General features: G+C 75.8%; 18 protein-coding genes. 8 read left to right on the top strand and 10 right to left on the bottom strand.

What is annotated here, in order from left to right:
• The 8 genes from QSK52_RS29190 to QSK52_RS29155 form a co-directional block, all read right to left on the bottom strand.
• Complete coding sequence (locus QSK52_RS29190; protein WP_285739196.1) at nucleotides 1-1,206, bottom strand: acyl-CoA dehydrogenase family protein; 1,206 nt, start codon at nucleotides 1,204-1,206, stop codon at nucleotides 1-3.
• On the bottom strand, nucleotides 1,203-2,519 hold the full coding sequence (locus QSK52_RS29185) for an ATP-grasp domain-containing protein (protein WP_285739195.1): 1,317 nt from the start codon (nucleotides 2,517-2,519) through the stop codon (nucleotides 1,203-1,205). The genes QSK52_RS29190 and QSK52_RS29185 overlap by 4 nt, the downstream gene beginning before the upstream one ends.
• On the bottom strand, nucleotides 2,516-3,814 hold the full coding sequence (locus QSK52_RS29180) for an ATP-grasp domain-containing protein (RefSeq protein ID WP_285739194.1): 1,299 nt from the start codon (nucleotides 3,812-3,814) through the stop codon (nucleotides 2,516-2,518). Before QSK52_RS29180 ends, QSK52_RS29185 begins: the two co-directional genes overlap by 4 nt.
• Nucleotides 3,811-5,088, bottom strand: a complete 1,278-nt coding sequence (locus tag QSK52_RS29175) for an MFS transporter (RefSeq protein WP_285739193.1) — start codon at nucleotides 5,086-5,088, stop codon at nucleotides 3,811-3,813. Before QSK52_RS29175 ends, QSK52_RS29180 begins: the two co-directional genes overlap by 4 nt.
• Nucleotides 5,085-6,182, bottom strand: a complete 1,098-nt coding sequence (locus tag QSK52_RS29170; RefSeq protein ID WP_285739192.1) for an NAD(P)/FAD-dependent oxidoreductase — start codon at nucleotides 6,180-6,182, stop codon at nucleotides 5,085-5,087. Before QSK52_RS29170 ends, QSK52_RS29175 begins: the two co-directional genes overlap by 4 nt.
• On the bottom strand, nucleotides 6,179-7,726 hold the full coding sequence (locus tag QSK52_RS29165; protein WP_285739191.1) for a class I tRNA ligase family protein: 1,548 nt from the start codon (nucleotides 7,724-7,726) through the stop codon (nucleotides 6,179-6,181). Before QSK52_RS29165 ends, QSK52_RS29170 begins: the two co-directional genes overlap by 4 nt.
• Nucleotides 7,726-9,012: a lysine N(6)-hydroxylase/L-ornithine N(5)-oxygenase family protein gene (locus tag QSK52_RS29160; RefSeq protein WP_285739190.1), complete on the bottom strand. Its 1,287-nt coding sequence runs from the start codon at nucleotides 9,010-9,012 to the stop codon at nucleotides 7,726-7,728. Before QSK52_RS29160 ends, QSK52_RS29165 begins: the two co-directional genes overlap by 1 nt.
• Before the next feature lie 190 nt (nucleotides 9,013-9,202).
• A complete protein-coding gene (locus tag QSK52_RS29155) occupies nucleotides 9,203-10,609 on the bottom strand; it encodes a hypothetical protein (RefSeq protein ID WP_285739189.1) in 1,407 nt (468 codons plus the stop codon).
• A 401-nt stretch (nucleotides 10,610-11,010) separates the two neighbouring features.
• Here QSK52_RS29155 and QSK52_RS29150 point away from each other — a divergent pair, with 401 nt between their 5' ends.
• A complete protein-coding gene (locus tag QSK52_RS29150) occupies nucleotides 11,011-12,579 on the top strand; it encodes an alpha-amylase family glycosyl hydrolase (protein WP_285739188.1) in 1,569 nt (522 codons plus the stop codon).
• On the opposite strand, the gene QSK52_RS29145 is transcribed toward QSK52_RS29150, so the two are convergent.
• Nucleotides 12,569-13,567 carry an ArsR/SmtB family transcription factor gene (locus QSK52_RS29145; RefSeq protein WP_285739187.1) on the bottom strand — a complete coding sequence of 333 codons (999 nt, stop codon included), beginning with the start codon at nucleotides 13,565-13,567 and terminating at the stop codon, nucleotides 12,569-12,571. The two genes, QSK52_RS29150 and QSK52_RS29145, sit on opposite strands and share 11 nt — an antisense overlap.
• A gap of 85 nt (nucleotides 13,568-13,652) precedes the next feature.
• On the opposite strand from QSK52_RS29145, the gene QSK52_RS29140 reads away from it, so the two are divergent.
• The 4 genes from QSK52_RS29140 (at nucleotide 13,653) to QSK52_RS29125 (ending at nucleotide 17,831) form a co-directional block, all read left to right on the top strand.
• A complete protein-coding gene (locus tag QSK52_RS29140) occupies nucleotides 13,653-14,930 on the top strand; it encodes an MFS transporter (RefSeq protein ID WP_285739186.1) in 1,278 nt (425 codons plus the stop codon).
• A gap of 38 nt (nucleotides 14,931-14,968) precedes the next feature.
• A complete protein-coding gene (hemC, locus tag QSK52_RS29135) occupies nucleotides 14,969-15,874 on the top strand; it encodes a hydroxymethylbilane synthase (RefSeq protein ID WP_285739270.1) in 906 nt (301 codons plus the stop codon).
• A 99-nt stretch (nucleotides 15,875-15,973) separates the two neighbouring features.
• Nucleotides 15,974-16,720: an SDR family NAD(P)-dependent oxidoreductase gene (locus tag QSK52_RS29130; protein WP_285739185.1), complete on the top strand. Its 747-nt coding sequence runs from the start codon at nucleotides 15,974-15,976 to the stop codon at nucleotides 16,718-16,720.
• A gap of 286 nt (nucleotides 16,721-17,006) precedes the next feature.
• Nucleotides 17,007-17,831, top strand: a complete 825-nt coding sequence (locus QSK52_RS29125) for a hypothetical protein (RefSeq protein WP_285739184.1) — start codon at nucleotides 17,007-17,009, stop codon at nucleotides 17,829-17,831.
• A 53-nt stretch (nucleotides 17,832-17,884) separates the two neighbouring features.
• On the opposite strand, the gene QSK52_RS29120 is transcribed toward QSK52_RS29125, so the two are convergent.
• Nucleotides 17,885-18,700 carry a UbiA family prenyltransferase gene (locus QSK52_RS29120; protein WP_285739183.1) on the bottom strand — a complete coding sequence of 272 codons (816 nt, stop codon included), beginning with the start codon at nucleotides 18,698-18,700 and terminating at the stop codon, nucleotides 17,885-17,887.
• A 158-nt stretch (nucleotides 18,701-18,858) separates the two neighbouring features.
• Here QSK52_RS29120 and QSK52_RS29115 point away from each other — a divergent pair, with 158 nt between their 5' ends.
• The 3 genes from QSK52_RS29115 to QSK52_RS29105 all read left to right on the top strand — a co-directional run bounded on the left by QSK52_RS29115 (nucleotide 18,859) and on the right by QSK52_RS29105 (nucleotide 22,571).
• Nucleotides 18,859-20,616, top strand: coding sequence for a serine/threonine-protein kinase (locus QSK52_RS29115; RefSeq protein WP_285739182.1), 1,758 nt, complete (start codon nucleotides 18,859-18,861; stop codon nucleotides 20,614-20,616).
• Nucleotides 20,617-20,700: 84 nt separating this feature from the next.
• Nucleotides 20,701-21,435 carry a DUF6928 family protein gene (locus QSK52_RS29110; protein WP_285739181.1) on the top strand — a complete coding sequence of 245 codons (735 nt, stop codon included), beginning with the start codon at nucleotides 20,701-20,703 and terminating at the stop codon, nucleotides 21,433-21,435.
• A 77-nt stretch (nucleotides 21,436-21,512) separates the two neighbouring features.
• Nucleotides 21,513-22,571 (top strand): type III polyketide synthase, encoded by a 1,059-nt coding sequence (locus QSK52_RS29105; RefSeq protein ID WP_285739180.1) that lies wholly within the window; start codon nucleotides 21,513-21,515, stop codon nucleotides 22,569-22,571.

The following is a 22,571-nucleotide window of genomic DNA, read 5'->3' as shown; positions in this document are numbered from 1 at the left end:
TCAGTGGAGGCCGAGGCCGATCCGGACCTTCGGCGGGCGGCCGAGCAGGTAGGCGCCGACCGACTCCAGGACGACGTCGTGGCCGATCTGGCCCTGGCTCAGCACCGCGGTGTCGCGCAGCCAGCGGTCCATCGGGGAGTCGTGGTCGATCGACCAGGTCTGCAGCAGGTCGTAGAGCCGGTTCACCACCGAGCGGGCCACGTGCACGGCGTGCAGGCCGGACAGCGGGACGACGCCGCGCTCGGTCGGGCTGAGGTCGTCCAGCGTGCCGCCCGCCGCCAGCACCTCCCACTGCCGACGGGTCGCCCCGTACACGCCCTCCCGGGCGGCGTTGAACTCGGCCTCGCAGCGCGCCAGTTCGACCTGCACCCGCCAGCTGTCGGCCCAACTGCGGCCGGCCATCCGGTCGTAGCGGGTGCTCGCCACCTCGCGGGCGTGGTCGAGCGCGGCCCGGGTGATGCCGAGCGGGACGCCGGGCAGGGCGCGCATGAAGGAGTCGGACCAGGCCATCGGGTTGGGCGCGACCCGCGGCTCGAAGAACGAGAAGGTGTGGCCCTCGGGGACGAACACGTCCTTGAGGACGTAGTCGCTGCTGCCGGTGCCGCACAGGCCGGTGGTCTCCCAGTTGTCGACCGGCTCGGCGGCGGAGGCCCGGACGACGAACTGCATCGAGTCGTGCTCGTGCGGGCTGTCGGGGGCGGCCCAGGGCTCGCCGTCCTGGTAGACGAACGCGCCGGAGGTCAGCAGGTCGGCGTGCCGGACGCCGGAGCCGAACGGCCAGTGGCCGCTGAGCAGGTAGCCGCCGGGAACGCGCTCGGCCCGGCCGGCCGGGACCAGCGAGCCCGCGGTGATCAGGTCGGGGCCGGTGTAGAGGGCCCGGGTCGCCTCCGGGGTGAGGAAGTTGGTGATCGCGCCGCCCATCGCGCCGATCCCGGCGCACCAGCCGGCCGAGGCGTCGCCGTACGCGAGCGCCTCGACCACCTCCAGCTGCTCCACCGAGGTCAGGCCCGGGCCGCCGGTCGCCGGGCCGTGGCCGATCCGGAACACGCCGGTGGCGCGCAGCAGTTCGACGACGTCGGCGGGCAGCGTGCGGTTGTCCTCGATCTCGGCGGCCCGCTTGCGCAGGACGGGCGCCAGCTCGCGGGCGCGGCGCAGGATCTCGGCGCCGTCCAGCGGGGTGTCGGTGGTGTTCGAGCTCTCGGTCATCGGTCCACATCCAGGAGTCCGGCGGGCATGGCGAACGGGGCGTGCGGGTCGGCGGGTTCGACCTCGGAGGTGACGGTGCGCACCAGCGCGGCGGCGTCGGCCAGGCGCTGTTCGCAGGCGGCGACGCTGTCGGCCTCGCAGATCACGAAGGAGTGCCGGGCCAGGTAGCCGCCGGGGGGCAGCCGCAGCACGGTGCCGGGCGGGGCCATCGGGGCGGCGTGCAGCAGGCCGGGGGCGTCGCCGGGCTGCGGGAGGGTCAACCCGTCCAGGCGGCAGTCCCGTTCGGGGCAGCCGAAGCTGATCCCGGCGACCGCGGCGCGGGTCGGGGCGATCTCCGGGCGGCGGCCGACGGCGACGTCGAACAGCACCTCGCCGGGTTCGATCCCGGTGGCGATCCGGCCGAGCAGCGGGATCAGGTCGCCGCCGAGCCGGCCGTTGACCTCGACGATCAGCGGTCCGCGCGGGGTGAGCCGCAGCTCGGTGTGGGTGATGCCGTCCTCGACGCCGAGCGCCCGGTGCGCGTCGGCCAGGTGGGCCAGCAGGGCGGGGTCGGCGAGCAGCGGGTCGGCGGCGTCGACGACGTGGCCGACCTCCTCGAAGTACGGCTCGTCGCTGCTGTACTTGCGGGCCAGGAACAGCGGCCGGTACTCGCCCTTGTGGACGGCGCCGTCGACGCTGATCTCCGGGCCGCCCGCGTACTCCTCGACGATCACGCTGGCCCGGTACGGCCCGGGGTCGACCTCGCTCGCGGAGAGCGCGGTGCGGAACGCCTCGTCGAGCTCCTGCTCGTCGGCGGCGAAGACCACGCCGATGCTGGCGCCCATGGCGCGCGGCTTGAGCACCACCGGGTAGCCGATCCGGGCGGCGGCGGCGCGGGCCTCGTCGATGTCGGTGGTGAGCGCGAAGCCGGGCTGGCGCAGGCCCGCGGCGGTGAGCACGGTGCGGGTGCGCTCCTTGTCGCGCACGCCGCGCACGCCTCGCTCGGACAGGCCGGGGACGCCGAGTTCGGCGGCCAGCAGGCCCGCGTCCAGCACCAGCGGCTCGTCCCAGCAGAGCAGGCCGACGACGTGCTTGCGGGCGGCGATCTCCCGGACGGTGGCGTTCATCGTCGCGGTGTCGAAGACGTCGGCGACCACGATCTCGTCGAAGTACTCGCGCTGCCAGGTCGGCCGCAGGTTGTTGACCAGCAGCAGTTCCAGCCCGGCGGCGCGGGCCCGGCGGCTCATCGGGCCGACCAGGTACTCGCGGTACTCCTTCAGACCGCTGCCGATCACCAGCAGGGTGCCGGGTCCGGCTTCCCGGTGTTGCGTCATGATTCCTCCTCCGCGAGGGGGTCGAGGTCGAACCGGACCAGCGCGGCGGCCGCATCGGCCAGTCGGCGGGCCTCGGCGGGGGTGTCGGCGCGGGTGGTGACGATGCCGACCCGGTCCCAGGAGCTGCGCAGTCCGGCGCTGCGGTGGCCGGGGGCGATGCCGACGACGGCGAGCTGCACGCCCTCGGCGGCGGCGGCCGCGTCCAGGCCGTGCACGGCGGTGACGGTGCCGGGCCGGTCGGGGGCCAGGAAGGCGGCGGCGGTGGCGCGTTCGGCCTTGGCGGGCAGCTCGCCGGTCGGCTCGCCGCGCATCAGGGCGTAGTAGGCGCGGGTGAGTTCGACCGGGTAGGCGGCCTCGATCAGGTCGGTGATGGAGTCGCCGGGCAGTCGGCCGGCGCACTCCACCAGGACGGGCACGCCGTCGGCCAGGATCCACTCGCAGTGCAGCACGCCGGTGCCGAAGCCGACCGCGGCAGCCAGCCGTTCGGTCTCGGCGGCCAGCAACTCGTGGGTCTCCGGCGGCAGTTCGGCCGGTACGGTGTGCCCGGCCTCGATCGGGTACGGGCCGGGGTAGAGCAGTTTGCCGGTGGTGTTGGCGAACACCGGGCGGCCGTCGGCGACCAGCATCTCGACGCTGAACTCCGGCCCGGAGACGTACTGTTCGGCCAGCATGGCGGGCGGGATCGGCCGGTCCGGGACGAACACGCCCTCGTCCTGCGCCTGCCCGAACGCCCAGGCCGCCGCGACCTCCTCGGGGGCGTGCACCACCCGGGTGCCGACCGAGGCCTGCCGGTTGGCGGGCTTGAGCACCACCGGGCCGGGGTGCCGGGCCATGAAGGCGGCCAGCGCGGCGGCGTCGGCGACCGGCTCGGAGGCCGGGTTGGCGATTCCGGCGGCGGCCGCGACCACCCTCAACTGGTGCTTGTCGCGCAGCAGTTGGGCGGCGCCCAGGCCGGCCCCGGGCAGCCCGTAGCGTTCGGCGAGCCGGGCCGCGAACGGCACCGCGTACTCGACGGCGGGGACCACCGCGACCGGGTCGAGCCCGGGGTGGGCGGCGAAGAAGGCGTCGGCGCGGCCCGGCAGGTGGTACTCCCACTCGATCAACCCGCGGGCGTAGTCGATGCCTTGCACCGTCTCGGCGAGGTGCCGCTTGCGGGCGACGTCCGGCTCCTCGACGTAGACCACCGAGTCGGCCTGCTGGAAGGCGGCCAGCGCGGGCACCGCGAAGGCCACGTAGCCGACCACCAGCACGGGGCGCCCGCTCGTGCCCTGCCCGCCCGTGCCCTGCCCGCTCATGCCTTCCCCCCGACCGGCTCGACCAGGTCGGCGGCGGCGGCCCCGGCGGCCCGCCGGTCCGCGTCCCGCTTGATGCCGTACACCGCGAGCGCACCGGCCAGTGCGGCCGTCAGCCCGGCCATCGCCCAGAAGCCCTGGCCGAACCGCTCCCACAGGTAGACGCCGAACAGCGGCGCGACCGCTCCGGCCAGGCCGGTGACGGCGTGCATGGCGGCCAGGTAGCGGGCCTTGAGGTGGGAGGGGAAGGTCGCCGGGTGGGCGAACATGCTGGGCGCCGCCGTCATCAGCCCGGCCACGTAGACCACCGCGCCGAGCAGCACGAACGCGCCGGAGTGCACCGCCAGCCCGTACACCGCCAGCCCGACCGCGTTCAGTCCGTGGCCCAGGCCGACCGCCAGGTAGGTGGGGATCCGGGTGATGTACGCGGTGATCTTCAGCTCGCAGGTGATCAGGATGACCGAGGAGGTGGCCAGCACCGCGCTGTACAGCCAGGTCGGGTAGCCGTCGTCGACGATCTCCAGCGGCAGCGAGACCGAGGACTGCACGTAGGTGAGCGTGCCGAGCGTGATCGCGGCCAGGTACGCCAGGTAGGCGCGGTCGCGGAGCATCGCCGCGTACGCGGCCCGGCCGGTGGCCCGGCGCTCGGTGTCGGGGACGGCCTCCGGCTCGGGCACGGCGTGCCGCGGCAGCAGCCGGAAGGCGAGGGCGGCGTAGGCCAGGGTGGTGGCGCCGTCGATCCAGAACAGCAGGTCCCAGTCGAGCAGGATCACCCCGGCGGCGATCAGCGGGGCGAGCGCGGCGCCGACGTTGAGGGCGATCCGCATCATCGAGAACGCCATCACGTGGTAGCGGTCCGGCATCAGGTCGCTGAGCAGCACCGACGCGGCGGGCCGATACGCCTGGGCGAACAGCCCGGCCCCGGCGACGGCGAGCAGCAGCGGCACCAGCAGTCCGGGCCGGGCCAGCAGCGGCAGCAGGGCCACCAGCGGCGCCGAGCCGGTCATCGCGACCACGATGGTGGTGCGGGCGCCGAGCCGGTGGGTGGCCTCGCCGCCGAGCACGGTGCCGACGGCGGTGCCCAGGCTGTAGGCGCCGAGCGCGAGGCCCGCGGCGCCGTCCGACATCTCCTTGTGCGTCAGGTAGAGCACCAGGAAGGTCTGGACGAACGCGCCGAGCTGGTTGACCAGGACGCCGCCGAGCAGGTAGCGGACGGTGGTCGGGGTGGCCCGGAGCGTGTCGAGCACGCCGATCGGTGGCCTGTCGTCGTCGGTCATGCCGCCTCCTTCACTGCCTTGGCGATGCGTTCCGCGACCAGCGGAGCGGTGGAGAACCCGCTGCCGCCGCACGCGGCGCGGGTCCACAGGCCCGGGGAGACCCGGGTGAGCAGCGGGCCGCCGGTGGCGGTGTCCGCGGTGTAGTGGCAGACCCGGACGCCTGCCACGGGGTAGCGGTCGAGGTCCGGCAGGATGCCCTCGGCGGCGAGCCGCTCCAGGTACGGCCGCTGGTCCTCTCCGCTGCTGTCGGTGTCCGCGACGGGGCGGCACACCGTGTCGGAGCTGAGCTTGAGCAGGGTCCCGACGCCGGGCGGCAGCACCCAGCCGCGGCCCGCGCGGCCGAGGCCGCCCGCGGCGGGCGCCTCGTCCCAGCGGTCGCCGCCCGCGGGCCGGCCGAGGTAGAGCATGGTCTGCCGGTGCAGGGCGACGGGGCTGTCGGCGAGGCGGCGGGTCCAGGGGCCGCCCGCCAGCAGGGCGAGGTCGCCGCGGAGCACCTCGCCGGTGTCCAGCACGATCCGCCCGGAGCCGGTGAACACCGAGCGGACGGTGCTGTGCGGGCGCAGCACCACGCCCGGCCGGGTGGCCAGCCAGCGGGCCGCGGCGTGCAGCACCCGGTCGGCGAGCAGCACGCCGCCGGTGCGCTCGCGCACCCCGACGGTGCCGGGCGGCAGGCCCAGCGGCGGGAGGGCGTCCGCCGCGGGCAGGTCGACCGGGACGCCCGCCTTGTCGGCCTCGGCGAGCAGGTCGTCGAGGCCGCCCTCGGGGTGGGCGGTGAGCGTGCCGACCCGGCGGTACAGCGGGGTGCCGAACAGGGCCTCCAGGTCCTGCCAGTGGCGGTGCGCGTCGAGCCGGCGGGCGGTGCCGTCGGGGTCGCCGGGCAGCAGGGTGCGGATGGCGCGGTGCTGGTCGTGCGAGGTGGCGTCGGGGTTGGGCAGCGGGCCGCGCTCCAGGACGGTGACCCGGTGCCCGGCCCGGGCGCAGGCGACGGCGGTGAGCAGGCCGGTGACGCCCGCGCCGACCATCACCACGTGCGCGGCGGCGCTGCCCGCCGACCGCGCGGGGGCGGTCGGCGCGAGCCCGGTGGTGCTGCTCACCGTCCGCCGCCGCGGAGCCTGGTCGCCAGCCTGGGCAGCGGGCGGGGGCGGACGGTGGTGGCGGTGTGCTCGGCGGGGATCGCGGCGTCGGGCAGTCCCTCGGCGGCGAGGTCGACCAGCAGCGGGGCGGCGCAGCGCAGGAACAGGTCGAGTTCGTGCCAGAAGTCGCCCGCGTCGGCCTCGGTGACCTCCCAGCGGTCGAGTCGGCCGAGCTGTTCGGTGAGGGTGAAGGCGGCGGCGCTGAGGCTGAAGCGGCGCGGGCGCAGGGCGGCCGCGAAGCGTTCGGCGATCAGGGCGGCGGCGTGCCGGGAACGGGCGCTGACCGGCAGCGGGCCGCGGTCGAGGTGGGCCTCGGCCTTGGCGGCGACCCGGTTCCAGGGTTCGACCAGGCGCTGTCCGCAGACCCGGTCCATGGCGGCGCGGGTGAAGTTGGTGCGCTGGAAGTCGGGGCCGGTGGCGGCCAGGTAGTAGCGGGCCAGGTCGCGCGGGACCTCGGCGGTGAGCTGGCGTCCGGTGACGACGTGGCCGCGGCTGGTGGAGAACTTGTCGCTGTCGAGCTCGTAGAACTCGTTGGTGACGAAGTGCGCGGGCAGCGCGAGTCCGCCGAGGGCGAGCAGCATGGCGGTGCCGGCCAGCGCGAAGGCGAAGCTGGCGTCGGAGCCGAAGAAGTACGCGACCTCGGGTCCGGCCTCCAGCGCCCAGTGCCGTTCCTCGTCGCCGGGGACCTCCCCGCGGGACTCGGCGGCCAGCGCGATGGCGTGCAGGCTCCAGGCGACGGTCTCGGTGTCGGAGTACAGCACCTGGCCGGGGGTCTCGGCGAACGGGGCGGGGATGCCCCAGTCGATGGGCAGGGTGATCGGGTAGTCCGGCAGCCGCCGGGCCATCAACTCCTCGACGAGCTGGGCGAGTCGGGGCCGCATGGTGGGGGCGAGCCGGGCGAAGTAGCTGGCCAGGGCGGGCCGGTGCTCCTCCAGCGGGAGCACCAGGACCTCCTTCTCGCGCAGTTCGACCGGGAGTTCGGGGTGCCGGGTGGAGTGCGGGTCGATCAGTTCGCCGGAGGCGATCCAGTGGCCGCAGTTCTCGCACAGCCCGGCGCAGCCCTCGGCCAGGCAGACCGGGCAGCCGCCGCGGACGTACGCGTCGGTGAGGTACTCGCCGGTGGCGGGCAGGTACGGGAAGGCGACCCGGCGCAGCCTCAGGTGCCCTTCGCCGTGCAGCCGTTCGAAGAAGGTGCGGACGGTCTTGAGGTAGCGCTCGTCGAAGCGGACGAAGCCGTCGGGGACGATCCCGGCCGCGGCCAGGGTGGCCTCGACCTGTTCGGCGGCGCGCAGCCGCAGCTCCTCGGGCTGTTCGCCGAGGCGGCGGGCGGTGGTGACGATGTAGTTCTGGGTGAAGTGCACGCCGGTGCCGAACAGGGCGTCGCGGCCGGTGGCGCGGGCGTAGCGGGCGCACACGTCGGCGGACAGGAACGGGCCGGCCAGGTGGCCCAGGTGCAGGTCCCCGTTGGCGGTGGGGCCGGGGGCGACCACCAGCAGCGCGGCCATCAGCGGCCGCCCGCCGCGACGGTGCCCAGGCCGTGGCGCTCCAGCAGGTCGCCGGTGATGTCGCGGGCCCGGTGGGCGAGCACGCTGATCAGCGAGTCGGCGATGCCGTGGGTGGCCTCGTTGACGCCCTGCAGGTACAGCGCGGCGTCCGTCCCGGCGCCCAGGTCGACCCGGTAGTCGCGGCTGACGGTGATCTCCTCCAGCCCGGCCTTGCCGGTCAACTCCCGTACCAGGGAGGGCATCCGGCTGTCGTAGCCGGTGCCGAGCAGGACGAGGTCGCAGCGCAGCTCGGTGACCTTGCCGGTGCGCCGGTCGCGCAGGTCGAGGACGACCTCGCCGTCCTCCTCGCGGGCGGCGACCACCTCGGTCATCGGGCGGACCTCGGCCCGGCCGGTGCCGATCATCTTCTCCCGGTAGAGCAGCATGTAGAGCTCGTCGAGGAACGGCGGGGCGAGGGCCGCGTAGTTGGTGAACCGCATCTCGTCGAGGAGCTGGGCGCGGGTCTCGGCCGGGGCGTCGAAGAACTCGTCGACGAAGGACGGGTAGAACAGCTCGTTGACGAACTTGCTGGTCTGGTAGTTCTGCAGGCCGATCGAGCGGACCAGCATGGTGACGGTGGAGTTCGGCAGGTTCTCGTACAGCGCCATGAACATCTCGGCGGCGCTCTGCGCGCCGCCGATCACCACGGTGCGCAGCGGGGCGTCCTTGTCGACGGCGCTGATCCGGCCGCGGAAGCGGGCGCTGTGGATGACCTTCTCGGCGGGCAGGTCGGCGAAGACCGCCGGGATGTGCATGTCGCGGCCCGCGCCGACGACCAGGTCGCGGCAGCGGATGGTGTCGCCGTCGGCGAGGGTGACCTGCCAGCCGGCCAGCCGGCCGTCGGCGTCGTGCCGCGGTTCGGCGGCGACGACCTTGGCGTCGTAGCGGATGCGCACCTTCTCCAGCGAGTGGGCGACCCACTGGAGGTAGTCGGAGAACTCCCAGCGGTGCGGGTGGAAGGTGCCCAGGTTGATGAACTGGTCGAGCCGGTCGTGCTGGTGCAGGAAGTTGAGGAACGAGAAGCGGCTGCGCGGGTCGCGCAGCGTCACCAGGTCCTTCAGGAAGGACACCTGGCTGCGGGCCCAGGGCATCAGCAGGTCGCGCTGCCACTTGATGTCCGGGGCCTGCTCCAGCAGCAGGGTGCGCTCGGCCAGTTCGGCCGATCCGCTCTCCTCGATCGCGGCGGCGAGGGCCAGGTTCGCCGGTCCGGCGCCGATCGCCAGTACGCCCACCTCTAGGTCAGCCACACTTTCCTCCTCGTGAACTCGGCTCGGTCCAGGGCCGGTTGTCGCGGCGTCGTCAGGACGTCGTCGCGTCGAGGAATCTAGGAAGCCGGGGTTCCCGGCAGGTAGGGCGGACTTCCCGTCGACGGGGGAAATTCGGGAACGGACGTGCGAAGGCCCCGGGGACTCCGCCCCGGGGCCCTTCCCGCGCGTGCTACTTCCGGGTGATCCGCAGCACGCCGGTCTCGGTGCCCTGGTAGAGGGTGCCGTCGGGCGCGGTGGTGCCGGTCATCTGCAGCGGGTTGTACAGCAGCCCGATGCCGAAGGTGCTCCCGGCGACCTTGGCGCCGGTGTTCGGGTCGACGACGGCGTGCGCGTAACTGGCGAAGGTCTGGGCGCCGACCGAGTCGGTGGGGCCGCTGACCGTGACGGTGTAGATCAGGTTGTCGCCGAGCGAGAGCCGGGGCAGCGCCGCCGACTTGACGTCGCTCTCCCACACGGTGGAGCAGCCGGTGCCGCTCGCGTTCAGGTCGATCCGGGCCAGGCCGCCCTGGAAGGAGGCCGAGGACGGGACGCTGGCGGGCGCGCCCTCGGGCAGCGCCGGGTACGGGTAGCCGTAGGTGTTGGTGACGAACACGCTGCGGCCGGAGGCGATCACCGCGTCCTCGGTGCCGCTGGCGGCCCACTTGGTGAGCACCGGCGTGGTGCAGACCGGGGTCGGCCCGGCGTCGACCCGGTAGACCAGCAGGTTCTCGTGCGGCGCGGCGTTGTCGGTGATGGTGACGTACTCGGTGCCGCCGTCGGGTCCGAAGAAGCTGGGCGTGGCGCCGGTGCCCCAGCTGAGCTGGCCGGGCTTGCGGCCGGGGCCGCGGTCGTACGGGGCGCGCCACTGCACGACGGGCGTGCCGTCGTCCGTCTGGCCGAGCAGGTAGAGGGCGTGGTCGGTGGCGACGGCGGTGTGGCCGGGGACGGTGGAGATGCTGTTGGCGACGCCCTCGCCGGTGGCGAGGGTGCGGATCGCGCCGGTGGTGGTGTCGGCGGTGCCGATGACGCCGCCGCCGGTGGCGAACCAGACCTTGCCGTCCCAGCCGGGGCTGAGGCCGACGATGTTGTCGCCGGACGGTACCGAACCGGCCAGCGGGGTGCTCCGGTCGACCGTCAGCTGCCAGGCGCCGCTGCTGCTGCGGTGGTGGCCGATCCGCAGCAGGTTGTCGTTGCCGTCGACGCCGACCAGCCGGTCGTCCTGGTCGAGGTAGGCGTACACGCCGCCGAACAGGGCGCCCTTGGGGAGCTCCAACGAGGCCAGGTCGTTGCCGTTGGCCGGGTCGAGCAGGTGCACGGTCGGGGTCTGGCCGAAGATCGTGGTGCAGAGCGCGACCGGGTAGCCGTCCCGGCCGACCGTGACGGTGGGGCAGGCCGAGGCGAGCGCGGTGCGGCTCCAGTTGACGGCGCCGGTGCCGGGCCCGGCGTACGGGGTGGTGTCGCTGGAGGCGGAGTCGCCGTGCATCCCGGCGTTGCCGTTCGGTGCGGTCGCCGGGTTCTGCGGCGGCAGCGGGCCGAAGGCGGTGGCGGCGAGCGCCGCGGCCAGGGCGAGGGCGGGGAGGAGCGGACGGGTGCGCATGGCGGGGTCCTGTTCCGGGAGTCGGAGTCCTTCCGCCGCGAGCGGAAGGAAAGGGACGCCGGACGGCACCCGGAACCGGGGACGGGAGAGCACGGGGCCGCTCGGCGGGAGTGCGTGAGCGGCCCTCGGCACGAGGCGGGGCGGAGGGGCCGCGTCAGCCGACGCGGCGACAACCCGTCGTGGTGGCACGGCCATGGTCGACATGGCGGCGGCTCACCAGCAGGGTCATGCCCCGCACCCTAGCGGCCGCGCCCCGCCCCGCGCTGCCCCCTTCTCACTCCTCGGACGGCGGCCCTGACCCGGCGTCACCGGCCGCCCCGACCCGGTTGGTTCCGCGGGGGCGGGGCGGGGCATGGCTTGGGGGACAGCGGTGTGCGGGGCGGTTCGTGGCGAGAGGGGCCGTGGTGGGTACGGAGTGGGCGAGTGACGCGGTGCTGTACCAGATCTATCCGCAGAGCTTCGCGGACGGGAACGGCGACGGGATCGGCGACTTCGCGGGGCTGACGGAGCGGCTGGAGTACCTGCAGTGGCTGGGGGTGGACGCGGTCTGGCTGAACCCGTGCTTCGCGTCCCCGTTCGGCGACGCGGGCTACGACGTGGCGGACTTCCTGACCACCGCGCCCCGCTACGGGACGCCGGAGGACCTGGCGAAGTTCACCGACGCGGCCCGCCGGGTCGGCATCCGCGTCCTGCTCGACCTGGTGGCGGGCCACACCTCGGACCGGCACCCGTGGTTCGTCCGCTCCGCCGCCGATCCGGACGACCACCGGTACGTGTGGGCGGACCGTCCGGCGCCCGGGTACGTCGCCTCGCCGGGCAGCCGCCCGGGCTGGTACAAGCCGAACTTCTTCGACTTCCAGCCCGCGCTGAACTTCGGCCACGCCCGCACCGACCCGGCCGAGCCGTGGCGGCAGCCGGTGGACGCCGAGGGCCCGCGGGCCAACCGGGCGGCGCTGCGCGAGATCATGGCGCACTGGTTCGCCCTGGGCGTCGCGGGTTTCCGGGTCGACATGGCCTCCTCGCTGGTCAAGGACGACCCCGGTTTCGTGGAGACCGGCCGGCTGTGGCGCGAGACGCGGGCCTGGATGGACGCGCACCACCCCGACCGGGTCCTCCTCGCCGAGTGGGGCGACCCGGCCCGCTCGGTGCCGATGGGCTTCCACGGCGACTTCTTCCTGCAGTTCGGCGGCCCCGGCGACGGCGCGGCGCTGCGCTCGCTGTGGAACAACGGCGCGGGCACGGTGCACGAGGAGTGGCCGGCGGAGCCCTGCTACTTCGACGCCGAGGGGCGCGGCTCGATGCGCCCGTTCCTCGCCGAGTGGGAGCGCACCGCGCAGGCCGTGGCCGGGCACGGCTTCGCCGCGCTGCCGACCGCGAACCACGACTTCTCCCGGCTGGTCTGCGGCCCGCGCACCCGCGAGCAGTCGGCGGCGGCGTTCGCGTTCCAGCTGACCTGGCCGACCGTCCCGGCGATCTACTACGGCGACGAGATCGGCATGCGCTTCGTCCCGGGCCTGCCCGACACCGAGGGCAGCGTGCTGGGCCCGCACTACAACCGGGCCGGTTCGCGCACCCCGATGCAGTGGGACGCGACGGCCGACGCCGGGTTCTCCTCCGCGCCCGCCGAGAACTTCTACCTTCCGCTGGACCCCGCCCCCGACCGTCCGGACGTCGCCTCCCAGCGCGCCGACGAGACCTCGCTGCTGCACCAGGTGCGGGAGTTGATCGCGCTGCGCCGCGCGCACCCCGGGCTGGGCCCGCACGCGCCGGTCGAAGTGCTGCACAGCGGCTACCCGTTGGCGTACCTGCGGGGCGAGCGCTACCTGGTGGTGGTCAACCCGCGGCGCACGCCCGCCTGCCTGCCGGTGGAGCGCGAGCTGCCGGGCCGGCTGCTGCACGGGCGCGGGGTGTCGCTGACGCACTCGGTGCTGCGCGCGGAGGGATTCTCGTACGCGGTGTTCACCCGCTGAGCCCGGACGGCGGGAGGAACCGGCCTTCCCCGCAGAGCAGTTCGGCCGCGGCCGTGCGCAGGTAGAGCACGCTGCGGCCGGTGCGGTGGCGGGCGGCGAGGCCCGCGTCGTGCAGGGCGGACAGGTGGTGCGAGACGGTGGGCGCGGACAGGCCGGTGCGGGCGGCGAGTTCGGTGGTGGTGGCGGGGGCGTCGAGCTCGGCGAGCAGCCGGGCCCGGGCCCGGCCGAGCACCCGGGCCAGGCCGTCGGGGGCGGGTGCGGCGGTCTCCCAGAGCGTGGCGACGCCGCGCGGCGGGTAGACCAGGCCGGGCTGCCAGGGCGGGTTGAGCTGGGAGAACACCCCGGGCCAGGCGAAGACGGTGGGCACCAGGACGAGTCCGCGCGCCCCGTCGAGGCGGCGGTGCTCCTCCAGGTGCCGGTGGCCGATCCGCAGCAGGTCGCGCTCCCAACTGACCGACGGGTGCAGATCGGTGAACAGCCCGGCCGGGCCGCCCGCGGCCAACTGGCGGGCCCGGCGCAGGATCTCGCCCTCGGCCAGCCGTTCGATCCGCCCCCAGTGCGGGGCGATCGCGGCCTGCCAGTACGCCCGCGCCTCGGCCGCCAGCCGCCGCGTCCCGGCTTCCGGGTCGGCGTGCAACTCGGCCACCAGCGGCGGCAGTTCGCCGCCGATCCGGTCCAGGTCGCGGCGGACGGCGGCCGGGTCGAGCGCGGTCAGTTCGGCCAGTTGCCGCTCCAGCGTCGGGCTGCTGTCGGCCGGTACGGGGGTGAGGAAGTCCGGCACGTACACCGTCGGCAGCCGCACCAGCTGGGAGAGCAACTCCCACTGCACGCCCGCGAGTTCGCGGCGGGCCCGGCGCACCCAGGGCAGGTGGACGGCCCGGCGGCCCGGGCCCTTGAGCACCTCGACGCTGGTGGTCAGCTCGCACAGCGGCGAGCGGGCGAACCTGGTGCGGGCCAGGTCCTGCGCGGAGAACTCCCAGGTCAGCACGGACCCTCCCGGTCGCGGCGGCGGCGAGGATTCGACCGTGGTCGAATCCGTGGGCGGGAGCGATCATCGCAGGCAGCCTCGGAGCATGACCACCGCGACCCCCCTCCCGCTCCGGGACCGCCTCGGGCTGCCCGCCTCCGCGGACCGCCACCGCCCGCTGATCGGCGCCCACCTGATCGACAGCCTGGGCACCGGACTGGTGCTCGCCTTCACCCTGGTGTTCTTCACCCGCACCACCGCCCTGCCGCTGACCACCGTCGGCGCGGCCGTCACCGCCGCCCGGCTGCTGGCACTGCCGGTCGCGCCCGTCGTCGGCCCGCTGATCGACCGGTACGGCGCCCGCCGGACGGCGGCCTGCGCCAACGCGCTCTCCGCCCTCGCCCACGCCGCCTTCCTGCTCGCCGACCGCCCCTGGTCGATCGGGCTGGTCTGCCTGCTCGCCCAGGCCGGGCAGGCCGCGTACTGGACGGCCAGCACCGGCCTGGTGGTGCTGGCCGCCCCGTCCCCCGGGGAGCGCACCCGCTGGTTCGCCCTGGTGCAGACGCTGCGCAACGCCGGGCTCGGCCTGGGCGGCGCGGCGGGCGCGCTGCTGGTCGGCGACGGCGGGACGGGCGGGCTGCGGCTGCTGGTGGCGCTGAACGCGCTGTCGTACCTGGCGGCGGCGGTGCTGCTGGCCCGCTGGCGGCCCGCCCCGGCGCCCGCCGCGGCGGCCGCGGAGCCCGGGGGCGGCGGCTACCGGGCGGTGCTGGCCGACCGCCGCTACCTGCTGATGGTGGCGGTGAACCTGTCCTTCGTGCTGGCCTCGATGGTGCTGAGCGTCCTGCTGGCCGTGCACGTGACGGCCGCGCTGCACCTGGGCGCCCCGCTGGCGGGGGCGCTGCTGGTGCTCAACGGCGCGCAGGTGGTGCTGACCCAGGGGCCGGTCGCCCGCCTGCTGGAGGGCCACCGGGCGACCCGGACCGTCGCGGCGGGGGCGCTGCTCAACGCGGCGGCATTCGGCCTGCTCGCCGTGCTGCCCGGCGACGGCCCGCGGTGGCTGGTGCTGTCCGGGCTGGTCGCGGCGGTGCTGGTGTACAACCTGGCGGAGACCGTCGGCACGCCCGGCCGCGAGGAGTTGAGCGTGGCGCTGGCCCACCCGGCCCGGCGCGGCCGGTACCTGGCGGTCAACCAGCTCTCCTGGAACGTCGGCCAGGCGCTCTCCCCCGGCCTGTTCACCCTGCTGTTCGCGCACGGCCCGGCCTGGCCCTGGCTGCTGCTGCTCGCCGTCTCGCTGGCCGCCGTCCCCGGCCTGCTCCGGCTCGAACGCCCGTCCGCCGCGGTTCCCGACATTCCGTCGGAAACCGGACCGTCCGCGCGGCGCTAACATACCGTCAGGGTGGCTCGCACGGACGGGAGTTGACGATGGTCGAACTGGTGGTGGGGTCGCGGGCCAGCCAGCTGGCGCGGTCCCAGGTGAAGGAGTTCCTCGCCCCGCTGCGCGCCCGCTTCCCCGAGGTCGCCTTCCGGCACCGGGTGATCATGGAGGACGGCGACCTCGACCGGAAGTCCGACCTGCGCGAGGTCTCCGAGCGCGGCGGCGGCTCCGCGTTCGCCGGACGGCAGGCCGCCGCCCTGCTCGCCGGCGAGGTGGACGTCGTCGTCCACTCGCTCAAGGACCTGCCCACCGCCGACCCGGACGGCCTGCTGCTGCTCCCGCCCCCGCCCCGCGCCGACGTCCGCGACGCCCTCTGCGGGTCCACCCTCGCCGCCCTCCCCGCCGGTGCCCGGATCGGCACCTCCGCCGCCCGCCGGATCGCCCAACTCCTGTACGCCCGGCCCGACCTGGCGCCCGAGCGGATCCGCGGCAACGTCCCCACCCGGCTGGCCCGGCTGCGCACCCTGGACGCGGTCGTGCTGGCCGCCGCGGGCCTGCACCGCCTCGGCCGGACCGCCGAGATCACCGAGCACCTCCCGCTGGACCGCTTCCCGCCCAGCCCCGGCCAGGGCGCCCTCGGCATCCAGGTCCGCGCCGACGACGCCACGGCCCGCGAGCTCCTGGCCGGCACCGGCGACCCCGGCACCGACGCCGAGGTGCGCGCCGAACGCGCGATGCTCGCCGAACTCCACGGCGGCTGCTCCGTCCCGGTCGGCGCCCTCGCCACCACCGCCGACGGCGTCCTCACCCTCCACGGCCAGGTCACCGCCCCCCGCGGCACCCACCAGATCGAGGCCCGCCTCTCCGGCACCCCCGCCGAACCCGAGAAGCTCGGCCGCGCCGTGGCCGCCCTCCTCCTCGACCTGGACGCCGAGACCCTCCTCCGCCGCTGACCCTCCTCCGCCGCTGACCCCTCCCCGCCCTCCGGGCCGCGCAACGCACCGACCGATAGCCGCCAGCGCCCGCTGCCCGGCCGGACGAAGCTCGACGGCATGAACGACGACCGATTCGAAGGACGCGTGGCCCTGGTGACCGGCGGCAGCCGGGGCATCGGCGCCGCCGTGGCACTGCGGCTGGCCGAGGAGGGCGCCGACGTCGCCCTGACCTACCGCCAGGACGCCGAGCGAGCCCAGCAGGTGGCCCGGAAGATCGAAGGGCTGGGCCGCCGGGCGCTGGTGCTCCGGGCCGACAGCGCGGACGAGGCGGCGCTGACCGGGGCGGTGCGGCGCACCGTGGAGACGCTCGGACGGCTGGACGTGCTGGTCGCCAACGCGGCGCTCTTCCCGTCCGGCCCGCTGGAGGACGTCGACGCGGCGCAGCTCGACCGCGTCCTGGCCATCAACGTCCGCGCCCCGTTCGTGCTGGCCCGGGCCGCGGCGGCGCACCTGCCGGAGGGCGGGCGGATCATCGGCATCGGCAGCAACATCGCCGACCGGGTGCCGTTCCCCGGCCTGGCCCTGTACGCGATGACGAAGACCGCGCTGGTCGGCCTGACCAAGGGCCTGGCCCGCGAGCTGGGCCCGCGCGGCATCACCGTCAACCTGGTGCACCCCGGCCCGACCGACACCGACGCCAACCCCGCCGACGGCCCGAACGCCCCGGCGATCGGCGCCCTCACCGCGCTCGGCCGCTACGCCGCGCCCGCCGAGATCGCCGCCGTGGTCGCCCACCTGGCCGGGCCCGAGGCCGGGTACGTCACAGGGGCGGTGGTGCCCGTCGACGGCGGCTTCTCGGTCTGACCGCGCCCGGTTCCCCAGGTCCACGAGGTCGACGGGGGGCGCAGGGCGGAGCCCCTCACGCACCGTCAATCCAGCGGACCGCGACCACCTTTTCTGCTAGGTTGCTCGCGCCGTGCACGAATGACCTGCCGGTACGCCGAGACCCGCCGCGCCCCCTCGCACGTGCTGCGAGGGGGCCGGTCCGTCGATCCTCCGCACCGGTCGCACCCCCGGCCGGGCCGCCGCGCACCGGGCCACCGCACACCGGGCCACCGCACGGTCGTCGACGGGCCCCACCTGGAGAGAGATGACGAACGTGACCCGACCCCTGCCGACCGGCACCCGCGCCGTCCGGATAGCCTGCGCCGGACTGACGGCCCTCGTGCTGACCGCCGGCACGGCGGCCTGCTCCTCGGACGGCGGGAGCGGCCCGTCCGCGGCGAAGGCCGACGTGCTCACGGAGAACGGCTACCGCGGCCTGACGCCGGGCATGAGCAAGGACGCCGCACTGGCCGGCGGCGCACTGGAGCCGACGGCGATCTCGCTGCTCGGCGGCTGCACCGACTTCACCTTCGCGGGGTCGGCCACCGACCGGCCCGCCCAGGACGCCTCCCGGATGGCGGCGGAGGCCGCGGCCGACGCGAAGCTCAAGGAGCTCGACGCGAAGGCGGACCAGGTGGCCGGCGCCACGCCGACCCCGCTGCCGTCCCTGCGGCCGAACGCCTCCGCGGCGGAGTCCCTGGAGTTCGCCAGGCGCGCGGCGGAGTCGGCCCAGCAGGCGGCGGCCGACACCAGGGTCATCGCGGACGCGGCCCAGGCCCAGGCCGACGTCATGAAGCTGCGCGAGGACCGGGACAGGGCGTTCCTGGCGCAGGGCCGGGTCTCCTTCGGCGCCGCCGGGTTGCGCGAACTCGCCGTTCCGGCCGCCGCGCGGACGGCCGCGGGCGTCGGCGCCGGGTCCACCCTCGCGCAGCTCAAGCAGGCCTACGACTCCCACGGCCTCGCCCTGGCCGCGAACGGCCGGTACCGCGTGCCCGTCGACGGGAAGCCGGGCTGGGCCTACGAGTTCACCGTCGACGGCGAGCAGGTCAGCGGCCTCGCCCTCGTCGACCCCGACATGAAGTGCGCCTGACCGCACGGTAGTCCGGCGCCCCGCCCGGCCTGCACCCACCGGCGGCGCCCCGCTCAGCCCCGCAGCCCGCCGCCCAGCAGCAGCACCGCGAGCGCCAGCCCCGCCGCCGCGATCACCGCCAGGAAGGGGGCCCGGCTGCGGGGCGGGGCGAGCAGGGCGGTGAGGGCGGGCGGGGCGGTGACGACGAGGACGGGCCAGCCGGGGGCCAGCAGCAGGGCGGCCGCGCCCGCGGCGAGGACGGCCGTCGCGGCCGAGGCCCGGCGGCCCAGCCGCTGCGGCAGGCCGCGGACGCCCGCGGCGCGGTCCGCGGCCAGGTCGGGCAGGACGTTGGCGAAGTGCGCGGCGACCCCGATCAGCGCACCCGCACCCAGCACCTGCGGGGCGGGCCAGGGCCGTCCGGGCAGCGCGAGCGTCACGAACGCGGGCAGCAGCGCGAACGCCACCGCGTACGGCAGCCAGGACCACGCGGTCCCCTTGAGCCGCAGGTTGTACGCCCAGCCCGCCCCCACCGCCACCAGGTGCGCCGTCGCCGCGGCCACCCCGCAGGCCGCCGAGAGCAGCACGCAGCAGACCACCGCCCAGCGGGTGGCGGCGGCGAGCCGCCCGGCCGTCAACTCCCCCGCGGCGAGCGGCTTGTCGCCCCGCCCGGCCGCCGCGTCGCGCCGCCGGTCGACCAGGTCGTTGCTCCAGCCGATCGACAACTGCCCGGCGGCGACCGCCCCGGTGGTGAGCGCCGCACCGAGCGGGCCGCGCCCGGCCGCCACCGCCATCACGGCGGCCAGTCCGGTCACGGCGGCCGCCGGGGCCGGATGGCAGGCCCGCAGCAGGACGCCGATCCGGACCCGGTCCACCACCGCTGCGCTGCTCATCCCGCCAGGCTAGGCGGTGCGCGGCCGATCGCCGCCGAGGAGCTGGACGAACCGTCAAGATCCTTGGCAGGAAGAGGAGTTCGCTCGCCCGGCGCGCCCCTTCCCGCCGTATACTCCCCCCGGCCCGGACCCGCCGCCCACGGAAGGAGGAGCCCACGGTGCCGCTCCTCGGTCTCGCCGCTGACCAGCCGCTCGCCTCGGTGCTCGCCGCGGAGTCCGCGAGCTGGTCCGCCGACTACGGCGAGCTCGCCGTGGACCTGTCGCTGGTCGTGCTGCTCGCGCTGGTCGTCCGGCTGCTGTCGCTGCCGCTGCTGCGCCGCGCCCAGCAGGCGGCCCGGGAGCGGGCGGCGGCCTCGGTGTCCGGCGCGGCGGCGCCGGGCACCGGACCGGTGGTGGCCGAGGTCGTGGCGTGCGTGCTGTTCGCGGCCGGGCTCGAATCCGTGATGTCCGGCATCCCCCACTACGGCTTCGAACTCCTGCGCAGCCAGGTGGCGTTCGCGGACACCGGGGGCATGTCGAGGGCCCTCGGCCTGAGCTCGGCCGACGCGGCGGTCCGCGCGCTGACCGTCGGGGCGTTGCTGCTGGTGCTCTGGCTGCTGTTCGCCCACCTGTCGCGGCGTGCGCTGCTCTCCGTCGGGATGCCGCCCGCGGTGGCCGCGGACGGGCGGGTCCGTCGGCAGAACCTGCTCCGGCTGGGCCTGTTCGCACTCGTCGGGGCGCTCGTGCTGCCGATGGGCGTGCTGCTGGCCGGGGCGGTGTTCCAGGCGGTCGCGCTGCTCTCCGCCCGCCGCCTGCCCGCGCCGACCGGGCCGACCGGGCCCGCCGACCCGGCCGCCGTCCCGTCGCACCCGGGCCCGGCGGACCCGTACGTTCCCGCCCCTGGCCCCGACCCCTTCTTCACCGCCCCCGCGTCCGAGCAGGTCGCCCCGTCCGCGTCCGCGCAGGCCGCCCCGCCCCCGCCCGCGACCGCCCCGGCCACCGCGTACGTCCCCGACGGCGCCCCGGCGCCCGCACCCGCCACGGCCCGGGTGCCGCACCAGCCGCTGAACGGGCACGAGCCGCGCCGCATCGGCGGCTACCTGCTGCTGGGCCGGATCGGCGCGGGCGGGATGGGCACCGTGTACCTGGCGCGCCGGGAGGGGGCGGCGACCGAGGTGGCGCTGAAGACGATCAACCTGGAACTGCTGGACGACCCCGACCTGCTGCGCCGCTTCCAGCGCGAGTCGGAGGTGCTGGCGATGGTGCCGGGCGCGTACACCGCCCGGGTGCTGGACACCGGCGTGGACGCGGGCCGCCCGTTCCTGGCGATGGAACTGCTGGACGGGCGCCCGCTGGACGCGCACCTGCGCGAGCTCGGCCCGGTGCGCTCGCCGGAGGCGCTGCGGGCGCTGGCGCTGGCCCTGGCCGTGGCGCTCTCGGGCGTGCACCGGCTCGGGCTGGTGCACCGCGACCTCAAGCCCGCCAACATCATGCTCACCTCGGCGGGGCCCCGGCTGCTCGACTTCGGCATCGCCGCGCTGGTCGACGGCACCCGCCTGACCATGACCGGCGCGGGCCCCGGCACGCTCACCTACATGGCGCCCGAGCAGTTCGGCGAGGAGCGGGTCGGCACCGCGGCGGACGTCTGGGCCTGGGCCTGCTGCGTGGTGTGCGCGGCGCACGGCGCCAGCCCGTTCGCGGCGACCAGCACCGGCGGCGTGATCCGCCGCATCGTCGACACCGGCCCCGAACCGTCCGCCCTGGCCGCCGTGCACGCCCTCGACCCGGCGCTGGCCGCCGTCGTCACCCGCGCCCTCACCCCCGACCCGTCCGCCCGCCCCGCCGACGGCGCGGCCCTGCTGGCCCTGCTCACCGACGCCCCGCAGGAGGACCTCCGCACGGAGATCACCCGCGGCTGGAACACCCTGCGCCTGTGACCGCCTGACGGTGGCGGCGGCTGACGGTGGCGGCGCCTAGGGTGCGGGGAGCCCGAACCCCCTTCCCCACTCCGGAGTTCGCCCATGGGAGCCAAGACCGCCCTGCTCGCCCACGCCGACGGCGACGGGCCCGCCCTGCTCCGGCAGGCGGTCGGCGCCGCCCCGGACCGGGAGCGGACGGGCGCGCTGATGGACCGGCTCTACCGGGGCTGGACGGTCGAGCCGGGCGGCCGGTCCCGCGCCCTGTTCGAGGTGGTGTACCCGGCGCCGGGCGAGGCGTTCGCGGGGAGTTGGCCGGGCGTGGACGTGCTGTGCGACCGGCGCTTCATGCTCGACCGGCCCTCGCAGCTCCCGGCCGACCTGCTCGCGACCGGCCCGGGCCGCCGGACGGTGCTGCACGCGATGCACAGCGTGGTCGACTGGCTGGCGTTCGCCCTCTGGGAGGACGGGCGGCTGGTCCGCTCGCTGAGCGTCACGCCGGACGACGGCGTGATCGAGGACCTCGGCGACCCGCTGCCGTTCGAACTCCCGTACTGGGCGGGCGAGCACCCGGTCGAGCCGCTGCCGGAGGACGAGGGCGGCCAGCTCTACCCGCTGCCGTTCCACCCGCTGAGCCTCGGCGAGGACGCGCTGCACGCCCTGTTCGGCTTCAACGCCGAGGGCCACCCCGCGGACGTGGAGGAGACCGGGATGCTGCCTTACCTGGTGGGCGAACCGGGCGCAGCACCGAGGGCGGCGGCCGCGGCCCGACCGCACCGGTCGCAGTACTACCTGATGGGCCCGGACGGCAGGCCGATCCTGATCGGCGAACCCTCCTGACGCTCCGTCACCACCCCGGGACGCGCCCGGACGGGCGAATTGCCCGGTTCGGGAGGATTGTTCCCTATCCTGGGCCGGTGACGCGGATCGCGGCTGTGCACGGGGTGCTCCCGGCCCACCGCTACGGGCAGCGGGAGTTGACCGGAGCGGTGGCGGCGCTGCGCCCGGGCGGCGACGGGCCCGCGCGGGCGCTCGCGGAGCGGTTCGCGGCGGGCGCGGGCGTCGAGTTCCGGCACCTGGCGTTCCCGCTGGAGCGCTACCCGGAGCTGGACGGCTTCGGCCGCGCCAACGACGCCTGGCTGACGGCGGCGGCCGAACTCGCCGGGCGGGCCGCCACCGCAGCCCTGACGGAGGCCGAACTCCCGCCCGAGCGCGTGGACTTCATCGTCTCCACCACCGTCACGGGCATCGCCGTGCCCTCGCTGGAGGCCCGGCTGGCGCCCCGGTTGGGCCTGCGCGAGGACGTGCGGCGGCTGCCGCTGTTCGGCCTGGGCTGCGCGGGCGGCGCGGCGGGCCTGGCGACCCTGGCCGACCTGCTGGCGGGCCGCCCGGACGGGGTGGCGCTGCTGCTGGCGACCGAGCTGTGCTCGCTGACGCTGCAGCGCTCCGACGCCTCGGCGGCGAACCTGCTGGCCACCGCCCTGTTCGGGGACGGCGCGGGCGCGCTGGTCGCGGTCGGCGACGGCGTCGACCGCTCCGGCCCGGAGGTGGTGGCGACCCGCAGCCGGCTGTACCCGGGCACCGAGCGGCTGCTCGGCTGGGAGGTCGGCGACTCGGGGTTCCGGATCCTGCTGGGGGCCGAACTCCCGGAGCTGGTACGGCTGTTCGTCGGCGAGGAGGTGTCCTCCTTCCTGGCCGCGCACGACCTCAAGCCGGGCGACCTGACGGCCTGGGTCTGCCATCCGGGCGGGCCGCGGGTGTTGGACGCCCTGCAGACCGAACTCGGCCTGCCCGCCGCCGCGCTGGCCCCGAGCCGGGCCTCGCTGGCGCGCTGCGGCAACCTCTCCTCGGCCTCGGTGCTGCACATCCTGCGGGACGTGCTGGCGGCCGACCCCCCGCCGCCGCCCGGCTCGTACGGGCTGGTGCTGGCGCTGGGCCCCGGTTTCGCATCCGAACTCGTCCTCCTGCGCTGGTAG

Origin of the sequence: Kitasatospora phosalacinea, from assembly GCF_030268885.1 — a bacterium.
Lineage (GTDB): Bacteria > Actinomycetota > Actinomycetes > Streptomycetales > Streptomycetaceae > Kitasatospora > Kitasatospora phosalacinea_C.
The sequence above is the reverse complement of the archived record's forward strand: the minus strand, read 5'-3'. Positions and strand labels throughout refer to the sequence as shown.